Raw genomic sequence first — 16339 nt, 5'->3', positions numbered from 1 at the left:
ATTATTTTTGCAGGATTTCGATTGACTCGATTTTCACATCTTCAACTGGTTTGGTTCCTTTTGCTTTTACAGACACAATTTTATCGACCGTATCCATACCCTCGATAACCTGACCGAATACTGTATGTGCTTGATCCAGATGGGGTGTTCCGCCTATTTCGCCATAAGCTTCTTTGATTTCTTTTGGTAACCAGGCTTTCATTCCACCAGTCGATTGTGGTGCTTGTACAATGAAGAATTGGCTACCATTCGTTCCAGGACCCGCGTTAGCCATAGAAAGCGCACCGCGTAAGTTGAACAATTCTTTCGAAAATTCATCTTCAAACGTTTTACCGTAAATGCTTTCTCCACCCATCCCTGTTCCAGTCGGATCGCCACCTTGAATCATGAAATCTTCAATCACACGGTGGAAGATGATGCCATCATAATAGCCATTTTCGGCATGTGTTAAAAAGTTTTCAACCGTTTTTGGTGCTTGTTCCGGGAATAGCTTGATTTTAATAGGGCCGAGTGTTGTGTTCATCACGACAAGTGCCTCGTTTGCTGCTACTTCTTTCGATAACTGTGGATACATTGTTGTTTCCTCCTCTTGTCCATTCACACTATTTTTGTCCACTGAAGAATTTTCAGTGGCTCCCCCTTTTTTCTGATCCTGATTATCCGTTACTCCTTTTCCGCAAGCGGCGAGTATAACGACTAAAAAGAGAGTCACAATAGAGATTAAGGTTTTTCTCATATTCATTCACCCCGAATTAGTTTACCATATCAAGTCACCCATTTCGAAGATTAAGCACGATACTTCCTTCGTGTCTCGAACTGTTTTATAATGAATGTAGCGCACGATAAGAAAGTAGGTTTTTATATGGACGTGCAAAAACGGAATTTCATCATCATTTGGGTTGCTAACTTCCTTGTAGCAGGAACGATGACAATGATTATGCCCTTCCTATCCCTTTATATCGGAACGTTCGGGGATCATTCCGATGCATATGTCCAAAAATGGTCTGGTCTTATTTTCGGAGCTACATTCGTCACCGCTTTCATCATGTCACCTATTTGGGGAAGGGTCGCTGATAAATACGGATTTAAACCCATTCTGCTCATTAACGGATTTGGTATTGCGATATCCGTCCTTTTGATGGGTTTCGTTAATTCTGTCGAAACATTTTTCCTTTTACGTCTCGTTAATGGTATTGTTACAGGATTCATCCCCACATCGCTTGCATTTGTTTCCGCGAATACAGCGAAAAAGGAAGCGGGTAAAATGCTAGGCACATTGCAGATGGGTAGTGTGACCGGTACATTATTCGGCCCTGTTTTAGGTGGGTTATTGGCAGATGCATTCGGATTTCAATATACATTCATCATCACTTCCATTTCGGTTACACTCGCCGCGATTATTGTCCTAATTGGTATTAAGGAACAGAAGAGAGTGAAAAACGCGAGGGCTATCCACTATTCGCGAAGAACGATTTTAAGTGGCCTCTTGCATCACCGTCTGATGTTAAACGTCATGATTGTTACCACACTTATTCAAATTGGAAATTTCGCTGTCCAGCCACTCCTGTCTTTATATGTAGCCGAACTAACGAATGCGAAAGATGTTGCATTTCTAGCCGGCATTACGTTTAGCGTAGCTGGTATTGGGAATCTTTTATTTGCTCGTCGCTGGGGGAAATTGGGGGATGATATTGGCTATGAAAAAGTGTTGTCTATTCTCCTTATTCTGTCGTTCCTCTTTATCATTCCACAAGCGTTCGTAACAGAGCTTTGGCAACTAATTGTCTGTCGACTATTGTTCGGAATCGCGGTGGGTGGCATGATCCCGATTACCACTGCCCTCGTTAGACGTGAAGCGCCAATAAACATTCAAGGAGAAGTCATGGGCTATAATACGAGCTTCCGTTTTCTCGGGAATATTGTCGGCCCGATGCTCGGTGGAATTGTCAGTGGATTTATCGGCATATCGTCTGTCTTCATCGCTACAGCTACACTGTTCCTTATCGCTTTCGGTTTCCTCTATTATGCAAAACGTAAACCCATTCAAAATTTCGAGGATTTTCTTGAGGCAGAAGAACAACATACACAAAATTAAATAATATAGCACACTTCATATATGGAAGTGTGCTATATTTTTTTCATACCCTATTTTTGAATGGAGGCTCGGTGTTGAAACAAGTCATCGGTTGTGTCTTTATCCTATTTACAATTCCTATCCTTTTTATTGTCCAAGACGCAATCGCCACCGAATTAAACAGTGCTGGTTCTTTCAAAGAACAAATGAGCGATTTCATCGAACTTACATCGCTGCCTGTCAGCCTGCCTGTAGCGATGAAAGATCGGAATGGCCTTGTTTTTTCGGAAGAATACGTAGAGTGGCGCGAACCTCTTTCACTCTCTTCTATTCCACTTATTGCACGTCAACTCTTTCTTGAGAGTGAAGATACTGGATTTTTTGAGCATCGGGGATATGATCTTGCAGCAATCGTCCGTGCATTCGCCGTTAACTCAGCAACTGATGATGTTAAACAAGGTGGATCCACAATTACACAACAAGTCGTACGAATGCGGTTTTTATCACCCGAAAAAACCTATGAACGGAAATTGACTGAACTATTTTATGCGGCTGAGCTTGAAAAACAGTCGACGAAAAACGAAATTCTTGAAATGTATTTGAATGAAATGTATTTCGGTAATCAAGTATATGGTATCGGGGCAGCCGCGACGTATTACTTCAGTAGGCCGATTGGTGAACTAGATGTGGCGGAGCTAGCTTTCCTCGCAGCAATCCCGAACAATCCCTCTTTATATGATCCCTTAAGACATTTCGATTATACAAAAAAGAGACAGGAGCGCCTTCTTTCGATACTTATACGAAATGGAGTCTTGACAGCTAAAGAGGCCAATTTGCAAATGAAGATAGAGATTAAATTAAAAGTTAAAAAGAAAGAAAACAACTACCCCACATACAGTACCTATGTCCTTTCTGAACTTGAACAACTAATTGCAAAATCAGAAGGCTTAAACGAAAAGATTGCTCATGTGGGAGATGAATCTGAAAAGAATGTGTTGAAAATGAGGATAAAGCAGCGGACATCCGAAATCTTGGCTGAGGGGCCCATCATCGAAACAGCACTTGAGCCCATAAAACAACAGCGGGACGAACGAATGATCTCTTCACTTTTAAATTCAGAAGGATTGCAAGCGGGAGCAGCCGTTATCGACAATGATACCCGGGAAATCGTCAGCCTATACGGTGGAAAAGGATATAGAAAAGCTGATTTCCACCGGGCTTATCAAGCAGTTAGGCAACCCGGCTCAGCCATCAAGCCGATTCTTGTCTACGCACCCCTCTTCGAAAGCACGACTTATAGGGAAAACACGCCCATCAACAGTGGAAACATCTGTATTGGTTCCTATTGTCCTACAAATATCGGCGGTTCCATCTACGGTACTGTTACAGTGGAAGAAGCGTTTAGACGTAGCCACAATACAGCCGCCGTCCGCCTGTTGCGGATGATAGGAATCGAGGAAGCGTTTGAATTTATAGAACCTTTCAAATTTAAGTCGATTTCAAAAAAAGATCGAAACTATGCCGCCGCACTGGGGGGATTTTCAAGGGGAGTCACTCCACTTGAACTCGCTGGGGCTTATTCCGGTTTCATAGATGGTACCTATAAATCTGTTCACGCCATACGTTCAGTAAAGGACAGGAATGGCAATGTACTTTACGATTGGCAGGATGAAAAGATTGACGTCTGGTCCTCCGCTACCGTATCAATCATGCGAAGTTTGCTGGAAGATGTTGTTGTAAATGGTACCGGACGCGGAATCTCATATACAACATCTTATACGGGGGCAAAAACAGGAACGACGGACCATTACAAAGACATATGGACCGCCGGACTGAACGACCGCTATACAACCGCTGTCTGGATTGGTACTGATCATCCACAATCAATACAATGGGTGAGTGATCAAAAAATCCATTTAAAAATATTCTCTACACTTCTAACAGACTAGTCAATCATATTGATGGCTAGTCTGTTTTATTTTCCATGAAAGGCAAGCTCGCGACTACGCCATTATAAAGCTTTAATAATATATAGACGATGATGGAAATAAGCACACTCCAAACCATAATCTCAAATACGATGAGACCAATCGTACTTTCGGTAGTCATGAATCTACTTAACTTATAAACGACATAGACGAAGTAAATAAAGGTCGTCAATAAGAAGATTGTTACCAGGATTTTAATGGAGTAGATGCCGACTGCGGAGGCAAATGCACCGAAAAAGTAGATAACATTTCCTCCTCGCGCCTGGCTATACGATTTACCCTCTACGTCTTTTGAAAAGAATAACATCGCTGTTTCGTGAATCGTCTCCGCAATCAGTTTCAAAGCCGAAAAAACCATAAAGAAAAGAAGTGCATAGATAACAAGCAGGAAAATCCGTAGCTGTATATCCGTTAAGAACTCACGCATGCCTGCATACAAACCAATTTCTTTGAACAACTCCACGGATACACTTACTGTGTACACTCCGAATGTCAAACTAAAAAGGGAGATGGTTACAAAAGGAATATAACCAAATAAATAAGGATTTTTCATTCGACACCTCAAAAAGTATTTTTTTCTTATTCCCATAGTATATGAAGGGAGTTAGACTTTGCAACAAAGGCAACAACTAGTCTATGCAAAAGTGGCTTAATTACGTTATACTTTTAACCAACACTTAGAATAATGTTACATTCACTTGGAAGGAGGATTCTCTTGGGATTCGTACTATTGATTTTTCTACCGATTGTGGCTGCCCTTTTCATTCCGCTACTTTTCAAGTATCTGAAAGGCATACATACAGGATGGTTCGTGTTATTCGTACCCATCGCCTTATTCATCTATTATGCAGGATTTATCACGACAACAATGGACGGCGGGCATAAGGTATCAGAACTGCAATGGATTCCGTCCCTCGGCATTTCGTTCGTCTCCTATATAGATGGACTTAGTCTCTTGTTTACATTGCTCATTACCGGTATAGGTGCACTTGTTGTCCTCTATTCCATTTTTTATCTCGATAAAGATCGGGAAAAACTAAATAATTTTTACATTTACTTACTTATTTTCATGAGTGCGATGTTAGGCGTTGTGCAGTCGGATAATGTCATCTCCCTCTATCTATTCTGGGAACTCACATCTATCTCCTCATTTCTCCTCATTGGCTACTGGAATACACGCGACCGTTCACGATTTGGCGCATTAAAGTCTATGATGATTACTGTTTTCGGCGGACTTATGATGCTCGGGGGATTTGTTCTACTCGGCATTATGGGAGATTCGTTCTCTATTCGTGAACTCATTGCGAATTCTTCATCCTTTATAGGACATGAATTCTTTACACTTGCGCTTATTCTAGTATTACTTGGCGCATTTACGAAGTCTGCACAATTCCCTTTCTATATCTGGTTGCCAGATGCAATGGAAGCGCCTACACCAGTTAGTGCCTATCTTCACTCCGCAACGATGGTGAAAGCAGGGCTTTACCTTGTCGCTCGGTTCACACCTATATTTGCAGTTTCTGAAGTGTGGATTTGGCTAGTGACGGGAATCGGACTTCTAACCTTGTTCTGGGGCTCCCTCTTTGCGGTGAAACAGACTGATTTGAAGGCGATACTTGCCTTTTCCACAGTGAGTCAGCTTGGACTAATCATGTCTCTACTTGGCGCTAGTGCCGTCGCGTATCATTCGGATGATGCAATTTTTAAATTTGCCGCATTCGCTGCGATTTTCCATCTGATCAACCATGCAACTTTCAAAGGTAGTTTATTCATGATTGCAGGAATTATTGACCATGAAACCGGGACGCGTGATATCCGAAAGCTAGGCGGTTTGATGAGCATTATGCCTGTCAGCTTTACCGTTGCATTTATCGGCTCGATGTCAATGGCAGGACTTCCACCATTCAACGGATTTCTCAGTAAAGAAATGTTCTTTCAATCGATGTTGGCACTTCGGAACTTTGAACTGTTCAACTTCGCTACATGGGGTATCTTGTTCCCTGTAATCGCATGGGTTGCAAGTGTATTTACATTTATCTACAGTTTCTATTTTGTGTTCAAGACATTTACTGGGCGTAACAAAGTGGACAAGCTTCCGAAAAAACCACATGAAGCGCCTGTTGGAATGCTAGTAGCACCCGTTATTCTTGCTACATTAGTGGTTGGGATATTCTTCATCCCTAACCTGGTTGGGAAATGGCTCGTAAAACCAGCCGTGATGGCTATCCAACCTGGATTGTATAGTCACCCTTCTGAAGTAGATGTACATGTTGCCGCCTGGCATGATTTCGCCTCACCGGAATTATGGATGACGATTGCACTTGTTGGTCTCGGTGTCGTTTTGTACTTAACAATGACAAAGTGGCGAAAACTTTACGATATCCAGCCACACTATTTGTCGTTGAATGTATTGTATGATTCGATGATGATGCTAAGTGAAAATGGCATGAATCGCCTCTCTCGCTTCTATATGACAGGTTTAATTCGCACGTATTTGATGTATATGTTTGCATTCATCGCATCCATTACGACTGCGACACTATTCCTCAAAAATGCTTTTATTGTAGATATGGATAGTTTCACAGCTGTGAGTGTTTACGGTATCATGACTGCAATCATTCTTGTTGCAGCTGTTGTAATGGTTATTCTGGCGAAAACAAGATTAGCAGCTATCATCGCGCTCGGTGCTGTTGGTTATTCTGTCTCATTGTTCTTCGTCATTTTCAAAGCACCGGATTTAGCCCTTACGCAGTTGGTTATTGAAACAGTTTCGGTGGCTTTGTTCTTATTGGCATTCCAACGTTTGCCGGCGCTCAAAACGCATGGTGAAACAAAACGCAATCGACTTGGCAATGCGATTATTGCTGCCGCTGTTGGCATAACGGTGACATTGGTTGCTTTGTCCGCACATTCGCAAAAGATGATTCCATCTATTTCACAATATTATAAGGATACAGTAGCAACAGAGGCCGGTGGCGGAAATATCGTCAATGTAATTCTAGTAGATTACCGGGGCTTTGATACATTATTTGAAATTGCTGTTCTCGCGGTAGCAGGAATCGGTGTACTTGCTATGATTCGTCTTCAGTTGGCGAGAAAGGAGGCTAAGGATGAAAACAAATGATGTAATTCTACAGACGACAACGAAAGTCGTATTTTTCATCATCTTCCTTTTTTCAATCCATATCTTCTTTGCGGGACATTATTCGCCCGGTGGAGGTTTTGTTGGAGGATTGCTTACTACGGGAGCCATTGTCCTACTGCTCCTTGCGTTCGATTTAAAAACGGTTCAAAAAGCCCTACCATTCAATTTCACGATTATGACGGGTATCGGTTTGCTACTCGCTCTTGGGACTGCTTCAGGTTCGATTTTTTTCGATGTTCCTTTCTTCACTCACGCATTTAGCCATTTCAATTTACCACTGTTCGGAGAAACTTCTTTACATACTGCAATGATTTTCGATGCAGGTGTATATCTTGTGGTTGTTGGGGCGGCAATTACAATGATTCAAACGATTGGGGGAGATACATAATGGAACTTCTCATGGCGATTGTCATTGGTATTCTTTTCATGGCCGCAGTCTATTTGATACTTTCCAGAAGCCTTCTCAAAATTATTCTTGGAACAGGTCTGCTAAGTCATGGTGCCCACCTACTCATCCTGACGATGGGCGGTCTTGGTGGTACTTCACCACCTGTACTTGCTGATGGTGTGACTGATTATGCAGACCCATTGCCTCAGGCGCTTATTTTGACGGCAATTGTTATTAGTTTCGGTGTAACAGCATTCATCCTCGTCCTCGCTTACCGGACTTATGCTGAGCATAAGACAGACGATATGAATCTCATGAGAGGGGATGACGAGCATGATTAATCTTCTTTTATTTCCGATCATTTTGCCTTTCTTTTTCGCAATCGTACTCCTCTTTTTCAAAGAGAATATCCGAGTACAACGTTCGCTAACAGTTATCGGCCTACTTGCCGCCCTGACTTCATCGTTGTTCCTTATCTCTAAAGTGAAAGCGGATGGCGTTCAAGCAATTACACTCGGAAGTTGGCCAGCACCCTTCGGTATTTCCATGGTCTCGGATATGTTTTCAGCGTTACTCGTCACAACAACAATTATCATCACGCTATTTGTCGTCGTTTACAGCTTCAGTTCCATCGGTAAAGAGCGTGAACGCTTCTTTTATTACCCAGCAATTCTATTCATGATAACGGGTGTCAATGGCGCATTTACAACTGGCGATATTTTCAATATGTTCGTATTCTTCGAAGTGCTACTCATCGCATCTTATCTCTTAATCGTTTTAGGTGGCGAGAAAAGGCAGCTCCGCGAATCAATCAAGTACATACTTGTCAATGTCATTTCATCTGCTTTATTCGTCATTACCGTTGCATATCTTTACTCCGTTATCGGAACGTTGAATATGGCCGATATTTCAGTGAAGATTGCAGAAATCGGACAACCTGGAATCATCACGGTAATTGCAGTCCTTTTTCTTATCGTGTTTGGTGTGAAAGGTTCTCTTTTCCCGCTCTATTTCTGGTTACCCGGATCTTATGCAGCTCCTCCGATACCCGTGCTTGCACTATTCGGAGCGTTATTAACGAAAGTCGGTGTCTATGCAATCATCCGAACGTACACATTGTTCTTCGTTCATGACATTGGGTTCACTCATGAACTGTTACTCGTATTATCGATCCTGACTATCATTGCGGGCTGTATCGGTGCACTTGCTTACTTCGATTTGAAACAGATTATCATTTATAATATTGTCATTGCAATTGGGGTCATACTGTTCGGTGTTTCACAAATGAATGAATCCGGACTATCAGGCGCGATTTTCTACTTGGTGCATGACATGCTTATCAAGGGTGCTTTATTCTTGCTAATCGGGATTATCATCTATGTGACCGGCACTTCTAACTTGAGGAAAATGGGCGGATTAATGAAAACCCATGCTCCACTTGGTTGGGTGTATTTAATCGCAGCATTCGGACTTGCAGGTATTCCGCCACTTAGCGGTTTCGTTGGAAAAATGCTGATTGTAAAAGGTGCATTCGAGGCTGGAAACGTAGTAGGTAGCATCATTATTCTTGCATCGAGCCTAGTTGTCTTATTATCCGTCATGCGCATTTTCATCTACGCATTCTGGGGGAAACCAGTCGAACTACCCAAGACAGATCGTCGTCCATACCGCAGTATGATGATTCCCTCCGTCGTGTTAGTCGTCCTGTCCGTGCTATATGGCGTCGGTACTGAATGGCTCATCCCTTATATGTCGGATGCCACAGACGTATTACTACAACCATCCATCTATATAGATGCGGTGTTAAAGGAGTAGATAACGATGGCTTTCCAAATATTATTGAACTTTTTCATCGCTTCCGTTTGGATGTTCATGAGTTCTTCGATGAATGCTAGGACGTTCATCGTCGGCTACTTGATCGGATTCCTGCTTATCTTTATGATGAGACGTTTTTTCAAACAAAGACTTTACATCGAAAGACTATGGGCAACTATTAAATTGACACTGCTCTTCTTTAAGGAGTTAACACTGTCAAATATTTCAGTACTGCTTCTCGTGTTACGTCCCAATCTAAATATCCAACCTATGATTTTTGCATTGCCGACGGATCTTGAGCATGATTGGGAAATCACTTTGTTAGCTAGTCTAATCACTTTGACACCGGGAACGATTGTCCTTTATGTTTCAGATGATCAACGGACGCTCTATATTCATGCAATTGATGTTGACGATGTGGATGACGCCATTGATTCCATCAAGAATTCATTTGAAAAAGCGATCAAGGAGGTGAGCCGCCCATGATAACATTTATATGGATTTGTTTAGTACTTGTCATCTTATCGATGATGGGCCTACTCTATCGTGTGTTCTGCGGCCCTTCCATTCCTGACCGACTTATCGCGCTTGATGCGATTGGGGTCATGATTATTTCTGCTACCGCTTTATTATCGATTTTATTCGCTACGAGGTTTTTCATCGAGGTTATTTTATTGATTGCTATCATCTCGTTCATCGGGACCGTATCATTCTCCAAATTCATTGAGAAAGGGGAGATAATCGAACGTGACCGTACTAGCAAATAGTCTTATCGTCTTGACGATCGTTGTCGGTGTCATTTTCACCCTTGTCACAGTCATTGGTATTTTACGCTTCCCTGATGTCTACACAAGAGCACATGCTGCTTCTAAAAGTGCTACGTTGGGTGTGCTTAGCATTCTTTTAGGTGTTTTTTTTCACTTCTGGTTCAATGAAGGGCACTTTAGTATACAACTCATTCTAGGGATCGTATTCCTGTTCATCACTTCTCCAATTGGGGGACACCTAATGAGCCGAGCTGCCTATTTATCCGGTGTAAAACCGACAGTGCTAACTGTTGGTGACGACCTTGCTGAAGTTGTAAAAAAGGCGAGACAAAACCAACTACCTCCACGGGAAGATGAATAAAAACACGCATGGCAACCGGGAATCTGGTTGCCATGCGTGTTTTCTTTTTTAATACCCATAATACCCGTATGGTGGATATCCATAGGGTGGGTAAGCATAGTAAGGGTATCCTCCATAGGATGGGTACCCTCCCGGATAACCACCATATCCATACGATGGAAACAGTGTACTCCCAAGAAGGCTTCCAACGAATCCCCCTAGAAACGGGCCGCCTATTCCACCAAATCCGAAACCACGTCCAAAACCATCAAAACCACGCCCGAAGCCGCGATGACCATCAAAATGTCGAGGCATAGTCATCCCCCTTTCCCACTTAGCCTATTCATACCTAGCTGTTGGGATAGGGGCAATCGCCTAGTTCACTTTTATATCTTCATCCGCCATACGCTCGACGAATGTCGCCAATGTACGTACCATAACGCCCGTTCCACCTGTCGGCCCTAAATCATGCGCAGAAGCAGCGTCAGACGTGCCTGCGATGTCTAAATGGATCCAAGGTGTATCTCCTACAAATTCTCCCACAAAACCCCCACCGAAGATCATATGACCATCACGGCCTGGTGAGTTATTCAAATCTGCGACATCACTTTTACGAATCCTCTTCTTATCGTTTTCCGTCAACGGCAGTCTCCAAACAAATTCACCCGTTTCCATAGACGCATGCATGAATTCTTCAAAGAATCCTTCATTATTCGTAAGCGCACCTGTCTTATCCTTACCAAGTGCGACTATGACGCCACCTGTAAGTGTTGCAACGTCAATCAAGTAGTCAGCACCGGACTGTTTAGCATAGGTAACTGCATCCGCAAGAACGAGACGTCCTTCTGCGTCCGTATTGAGTATTTCAATTGTCTTGCCACTTAGGGACGTGATAACATCATCCGGTTTGAAGGCTTCGCCTGAAACCATGTTATCTGTCGACGCTATGACCGCAATGACATTTTTCGCTGGACGAAGTTCCCCGATGATTCTCATTGCGCCAAGAACGGCAGCAGCTCCACCCATGTCACCCTTCATGCCGACCATTCCATCTTTCGGTTTCAATGAATACCCGCCAGTATCGTATGTAATCCCTTTTCCGACAAGGCCGACAACATCTTCCCATTTGTCTGTTGCAGCATATTTCAAGACGATTAATCTCGGCTCTTCTACTGACCCTTTATTGACAGCAAGAATGGCACCCATTCCGAGTTCTTCCATCTCTTTTTTACCAAGCACTTCGATTTCGAAATCATATTGTTCTGCAAGTTCACGTGCGTAATCCGCCATTTTCGTTGCCGTCAAAATATTCGGTGGCATGTTGACAAGATTCCGTGCTTCATTGACAGCATGCGCATGCACTTTCCCTACTTCGAATGCCGCCTTCAATTCATCCTCATCGGCATTTGAAAGGAAATATACTGTTTCGAGTGTGACATCCTTGTCGTTTGAATTCGTTTTATACCCTTCATAACGATAAATACCCATTCCGATACCTTCGGATGCTGCGAAGGTAACGTCTCCGCATGACAGTTTGTCATTTCTAAAAGGAGCTGTCCAAATTGCTACGGTAGAAGATTTACCAGTTGCAAGCTCTTTACCGATTGCCGCGAAGACTTGACGTAGTCGTTCTTCAGTCAATGCTTTCTGTGCGCCAAGGCCAATGAAAATAACGCGGTTATATCCTTTTTCATCAATTGCAGGCATTTTCACAATTTCTTTAAATCCTGTTTTTACATCCCCAGACTTGATCCATTCCGGCAAACGTGCACTGAAAGAACTGACAAACCCATCCCAGCCTTTCACATTTTCAGGATGTTCGGGAACGCCGATGATAAGGACATCCGCTTCAATGTTGTTGAAATTCGGTTCCGATATAATTGTTTTCATTTGACTACCTCCATTTTTTCATACAACTTCATTATAACCGAAAATTTCAGTCGTTAGGAGGAATTCGTTCGGAATCCGAAATTTCAAGTTTACAAAAACGGAAGAAATTCAGTGATCATGACCGTGTTCATGATTTTTCTCTTTATTTTGTGGTACTTCTTTAATGGAATTCAACTCTTCTTCAGATACATCGCCGACAATTACTACTGTTTTAGGCATGACATGTATGTCACGAGCCGTAACATGGGCTTGCACATAGTATACGCCATTATCTTGAAATGTTTTTTTGATAGAGTATACGCCATCTTTTTCGTGCTGTGCTTTACTCATTTCACTAGGGTCCTTACCACTTACCCTCCATATTTCGAACTGCACATCATCTGCATCTTCCACATTCTCTTGTCCCTGGGTTATTTGCACCTTCAATTCAGTTGCCTGATTTGGAGAAATTTCTTCATTCAACAAAATCTCCACCCCGACTAATTGAGCTGTATTAGATGGATTAGTCGTATTGGCTGTACAAGCCGACATAACTAGCAACATGAAAATCATTACACTACTTCCTAGTAACTTATTCACTTTATTTCCCCCAATGTCTTAGCTTAGCCAAGTTTTTAATGATTTTATTTTTGATAAAATGAAACGATCTACAATAAATACAAATAGAATAGAAATACCAACTAAGGGCATCAGAATTCCCATCGCCAACATAATACAGAACACAATTCTAGTTACCTTCTCATCTTTTGGTTTAGCAGGTGCTCCTAACTTCCCTTTAGGTTTTCTTTTACTCCACATAATAATCGAACTAATTACCAACCCGATTAACCCCAGACAAACAAGTAGCCCGATGATTTGATTGGCTAGTCCAAACAACCGTCCTTCATGCAAAGCAATTCCCATCGTAATGCCTTTCCCCATAATCCCATAATCGGCAAAGCGGACGTCACTTAAAACGGAACCCGTATATTGGTCTACATGCAACGTTGCGTTATCTCCTGGTTTTGTATGAGATGTAGCAATCGTATAAACACCTTGTTCACCTTTTGGCATAGATAATGTATAAGGTTTCCCTATTTCCTCGTTTTTGGCAATGAAAGTAACATCTTCGAGAGATAAAGGCAGATAGTCATTACTACTAGAGGCAGGAACCGTTAAATTCTCTGTCGCCCAAGGAACATTTTCTGCTACATCTTTTGTTTTAATAATGGACTCTGGTTTTTCTCCAAAACTATGCGCGAACGGTGGATAGCCAGTATTGGTTGAAGTTGCAAGTCGTTTTATTTGTTCGCCCATAACTCCTGACCAAGGAAGTCCAGTTGCAATTAAGATTAAAATAAACAGCGACAACCAAAATGCTGGTACGGCGTGCATATCTCGCCAAAAAGTTCTCCCCTTCTTGTTAAACCTCGGTAAAATGGTCCCCCAAATTGAGGATCTATTTCTCGGCCACCAGATATACAGACCCGTTATAAGCAAGATGACAGCCCAACATGCAGCTAGTTCTACTAATCGATTAGCAACAGTACCGCCAACAATTAATTCACTATGGAGCTTCTTGAAAATCTCTGTGAATTTCTCCTCTTTTTTCAATGAACCCATTACTTCCCCGCTATAGGGATTTACAAAAACTGAGGATGTTTGGCCATTTTCCATTAAACTGATTTCAGTTGTTCTAGTCGGATCATCATGGAATGTTAACGATGTTACTATGCCTTCTGGATAGATTCCCTTTACATTCGCTACTTGAGCGCTAGGATTTGAGGTTGATGAACCTTCTTCTTGTATATAATATAAGTCCTTATAAAGCGTTGACTCAATTTGAGGTTTAAATAAATACACTGATCCACTAACAGCAAGAATGATAAGAAACGGGGCAAAAATAAGACCTGCGTAAAAATGCCATCTCCAAACGATTTGAAAAAGTGAAACTTTCACCTGCTTTTTACTCTGTTTTTCCTTCTGTTCATTTTTATCAGCCTTAACTACTTCCATATAAACTTCTCTCCCTCGTTCTCTTGAATAATCTAATCTATTAGCTGTCTCAGAAACACACTAAATCTCTTTACGAACCTTTATTATTAAGATGTGTAAAAAACTTTGAACTATTTCAAGATTAGATACTTAAATTACCATTCAAATGTGAGAGAAGAATGAAGGCCATTTTTTATATTTTTTAAAAAATCATATAGTAGATTTTCATAATACCTGGGTATGATATACTTGAAGCATACAATTCATGGTTTAGAAAAGGAGTGGATTAAACATGGCCATACTTCAAAACACCCCGCTCCTTGCGGCATTATTCGGGATTACTTTTGCACAACTTGTTAAAATCCCTATCCATTACTTTCTTAATGGCAAGCTTGACTGGAAACTATCGACATCGACAGGCGGGATGCCAAGCTCGCATTCAGCTGCAGTCACCGCCCTTACAACAGCAATCGCCTACGAATCCGGTCTTAATTCCCCATTGTTCGCCATCTCTGCCATTTTCGCTGTTATCGTCATGTTCGATGCGACTGGAATCCGTTATCAAGCGGGGCAACAAGCTTTAATCATCAATCAAATGCGTTTGGATTTCCAGACGTTCATACAAGAAGCGAAAGGATGGCAACAGAAGGATGGTCAGCAAAAAATCCAGGAACTCAAAACATTGCTCGGCCATAAACCAAGTGAAGTGTTTGCGGGTGCGGTAACCGGAATCATCATCTCCGTTATCATCTATTCGTTCATCGTGTAAATAAGAAAAACGCAAGGCGCCCGTCCAGCCCCGACAGGCATAAGACGGTTTGCAGGGAAGCGTACTTCAGCAAAACAGCAAAACGGCTTATGACCCGAGGGGTTGGCGCCTGGAGTCTAGACACCAATCCAAGTAGAAAAAACTTATACTTTTGTGTCTTTTAAAAAAAGGTCTGTTCAAGCATATGTAAATGCTTGAACAGACCCTTTTATCAAAACATCTGGTACCCTTGTTTCCTTAATATCTTACTGACAACCCCCGAAATGATTGCACCAACGAGCCCGCTTGCCAAAATGACTACATCCACAGTATGGAGTGCCATGATTTTTTCGCCAAGAAGTTGGAATGCATATTTCGGCTTTGTAAAGTATTCGTATAGCCTCACTTCGTCGATAATGAGGATGACTACAACCGGATAGATGATAGCCATCAGCCAAGTCATGCGAAGAAGCATATTCAATAGAAATCCGATCCCAAAAAACATAACAATGAAAATAAGTATGGATAAGACGATTTCCGTCAATGAAATAGTTTGCAATATGACTACCTCCACTTTCCATTCATTATTTTACATGAACAAATAAAAGCTTTCAATAGAACAAGACCAATTCGGAAATTTGTCGAATTTGCTAAAGCGGATGATTGTTCTATCTATGCCCTACTTTTTGAAAAACATTTTATAGGCTGTATAACCGAATTGGTCACCAGGGTTGATATTTACGATTTCTGCGAATCCCGACTCAATCACTTTTTCAGCAATTTCGTAAAGTAAGGTTGAAACATCTTTATCTACCTTCAACTCGGCTGGTGTTTTCCATGCTACCTCAGCTATTTCCCTTTGATCGGCTACAAAAACTTGCCCTTCTACCGTTGGAACAAGATGAAATATTGCCATGTTATCACTAATTTCACCATTCAAAACGCCCGTACGAAAGCCGATCATTCCTTCTAATCGACAATCGATACCTGTTTCCTCTTTTACTTCACGGATGGCTGCACAATCCGCTGTCTCGCCCCCATCAACGAAGCCCGCCGGAATGGACCACATCCCTTTAAGGCCACCATACGTTTTGCGCACAACGAGCCACTGCCCTTCGCTGTTAATAACAAGACCTGAAGCACCAAGCCATATATCACCACGCTTATTATCAGACATGGATTCGACCTCCTAAAAAGCACCTACCGTCGT

Annotated in this window: 18 protein-coding genes; 10 read left to right on the top strand and 8 right to left on the bottom strand. The window is 42.0% G+C overall.

The genetic code is table 11. From position 1 onward, the window contains the following. Position 1: 1 nt before the first annotated feature. Complete coding sequence (locus tag H4683_RS17035; protein WP_192600030.1) at positions 2 to 736, bottom strand: peptidylprolyl isomerase; 735 nt, start codon at positions 734 to 736, stop codon at positions 2 to 4. A 126-nt stretch (positions 737 to 862) separates the two neighbouring features. Here H4683_RS17035 and H4683_RS17030 point away from each other — a divergent pair, with 126 nt between their 5' ends. Both H4683_RS17030 and H4683_RS17025 read left to right on the top strand, forming a co-directional pair. Beyond that, positions 863 to 2095: an MFS transporter gene (locus H4683_RS17030; protein ID WP_192600029.1), complete on the top strand. Its 1233-nt coding sequence runs from the start codon at positions 863 to 865 to the stop codon at positions 2093 to 2095. A gap of 74 nt (positions 2096 to 2169) precedes the next feature. Continuing rightward, positions 2170 to 4023 (top strand): transglycosylase domain-containing protein, encoded by a 1854-nt coding sequence (locus H4683_RS17025; protein WP_192600028.1) that lies wholly within the window; start codon positions 2170 to 2172, stop codon positions 4021 to 4023. Positions 4024 to 4039: 16 nt separating this feature from the next. On the opposite strand, the gene H4683_RS17020 is transcribed toward H4683_RS17025, so the two are convergent. Continuing rightward, complete coding sequence (locus H4683_RS17020; RefSeq protein WP_192600027.1) at positions 4040 to 4615, bottom strand: YufK family protein; 576 nt, start codon at positions 4613 to 4615, stop codon at positions 4040 to 4042. A 162-nt stretch (positions 4616 to 4777) separates the two neighbouring features. On the opposite strand from H4683_RS17020, the gene H4683_RS17015 reads away from it, so the two are divergent. From H4683_RS17015 to mnhG, 7 genes are read left to right on the top strand one after another with little or no spacing between them, the layout of a single operon-like run. Further along, positions 4778 to 7186: a Na+/H+ antiporter subunit A gene (locus tag H4683_RS17015; protein ID WP_275403094.1), complete on the top strand. Its 2409-nt coding sequence runs from the start codon at positions 4778 to 4780 to the stop codon at positions 7184 to 7186. After that, positions 7173 to 7595 (top strand): Na(+)/H(+) antiporter subunit B, encoded by a 423-nt coding sequence (locus tag H4683_RS17010; protein WP_192600025.1) that lies wholly within the window; start codon positions 7173 to 7175, stop codon positions 7593 to 7595. Before H4683_RS17015 ends, H4683_RS17010 begins: the two co-directional genes overlap by 14 nt. Continuing rightward, the gene (locus H4683_RS17005; RefSeq protein WP_192600024.1) at positions 7595 to 7936 is read left to right on the top strand and encodes a Na(+)/H(+) antiporter subunit C; all 342 of its coding nucleotides are present in this window, start codon (positions 7595 to 7597) and stop codon (positions 7934 to 7936) included. The genes H4683_RS17010 and H4683_RS17005 overlap by 1 nt, the downstream gene beginning before the upstream one ends. After that, positions 7929 to 9410: a Na+/H+ antiporter subunit D gene (locus H4683_RS17000; protein ID WP_192600023.1), complete on the top strand. Its 1482-nt coding sequence runs from the start codon at positions 7929 to 7931 to the stop codon at positions 9408 to 9410. Before H4683_RS17005 ends, H4683_RS17000 begins: the two co-directional genes overlap by 8 nt. A gap of 6 nt (positions 9411 to 9416) precedes the next feature. Then, positions 9417 to 9896 (top strand): Na+/H+ antiporter subunit E, encoded by a 480-nt coding sequence (locus H4683_RS16995; protein WP_192600022.1) that lies wholly within the window; start codon positions 9417 to 9419, stop codon positions 9894 to 9896. Next, positions 9893 to 10177 (top strand): Na(+)/H(+) antiporter subunit F1, encoded by a 285-nt coding sequence (locus tag H4683_RS16990; protein ID WP_192600021.1) that lies wholly within the window; start codon positions 9893 to 9895, stop codon positions 10175 to 10177. Before H4683_RS16995 ends, H4683_RS16990 begins: the two co-directional genes overlap by 4 nt. Next, positions 10158 to 10538 (top strand): monovalent cation/H(+) antiporter subunit G, encoded by a 381-nt coding sequence (gene mnhG, locus H4683_RS16985; protein ID WP_192600020.1) that lies wholly within the window; start codon positions 10158 to 10160, stop codon positions 10536 to 10538. Before H4683_RS16990 ends, mnhG begins: the two co-directional genes overlap by 20 nt. A gap of 48 nt (positions 10539 to 10586) precedes the next feature. On the opposite strand, the gene H4683_RS16980 is transcribed toward mnhG, so the two are convergent. The 4 genes from H4683_RS16980 to H4683_RS16965 form a co-directional block, all read right to left on the bottom strand. Further along, positions 10587 to 10832 carry a hypothetical protein gene (locus tag H4683_RS16980; RefSeq protein ID WP_225942167.1) on the bottom strand — a complete coding sequence of 82 codons (246 nt, stop codon included), beginning with the start codon at positions 10830 to 10832 and terminating at the stop codon, positions 10587 to 10589. Between the two features lie 60 nt (positions 10833 to 10892). Next, positions 10893 to 12407 carry a leucyl aminopeptidase gene (locus H4683_RS16975; protein ID WP_192600018.1) on the bottom strand — a complete coding sequence of 505 codons (1515 nt, stop codon included), beginning with the start codon at positions 12405 to 12407 and terminating at the stop codon, positions 10893 to 10895. Between the two features lie 108 nt (positions 12408 to 12515). Next, positions 12516 to 12986 (bottom strand): FixH family protein, encoded by a 471-nt coding sequence (locus tag H4683_RS16970; protein WP_192600017.1) that lies wholly within the window; start codon positions 12984 to 12986, stop codon positions 12516 to 12518. 18 nt (positions 12987 to 13004) lie between these two features. Continuing rightward, positions 13005 to 14402, bottom strand: coding sequence for a PepSY-associated TM helix domain-containing protein (locus tag H4683_RS16965; RefSeq protein WP_192600016.1), 1398 nt, complete (start codon positions 14400 to 14402; stop codon positions 13005 to 13007). 271 nt (positions 14403 to 14673) lie between these two features. On the opposite strand from H4683_RS16965, the gene H4683_RS16960 reads away from it, so the two are divergent. Further along, positions 14674 to 15150 carry a divergent PAP2 family protein gene (locus tag H4683_RS16960; protein WP_192600015.1) on the top strand — a complete coding sequence of 159 codons (477 nt, stop codon included), beginning with the start codon at positions 14674 to 14676 and terminating at the stop codon, positions 15148 to 15150. Between the two features lie 211 nt (positions 15151 to 15361). Here the strand turns inward: H4683_RS16960 and H4683_RS16955 are convergent, their stop codons facing one another. Next, positions 15362 to 15634 carry a YuiB family protein gene (locus H4683_RS16955; protein WP_239027735.1) on the bottom strand — a complete coding sequence of 91 codons (273 nt, stop codon included), beginning with the start codon at positions 15632 to 15634 and terminating at the stop codon, positions 15362 to 15364. 174 nt (positions 15635 to 15808) lie between these two features. Next, positions 15809 to 16306: an NUDIX domain-containing protein gene (locus H4683_RS16950; RefSeq protein WP_192600013.1), complete on the bottom strand. Its 498-nt coding sequence runs from the start codon at positions 16304 to 16306 to the stop codon at positions 15809 to 15811. Between the last annotated feature and the right edge of the window lie 33 nt (positions 16307 to 16339).

The organism is Sporosarcina limicola (assembly GCF_014873855.1).
In the GTDB taxonomy this organism is placed as follows: Bacteria; Bacillota; Bacilli; order Bacillales_A; family Planococcaceae; genus Sporosarcina; species Sporosarcina limicola.
The sequence above is the reverse complement of the archived record's forward strand: the minus strand, read 5'-3'. Positions and strand labels throughout refer to the sequence as shown.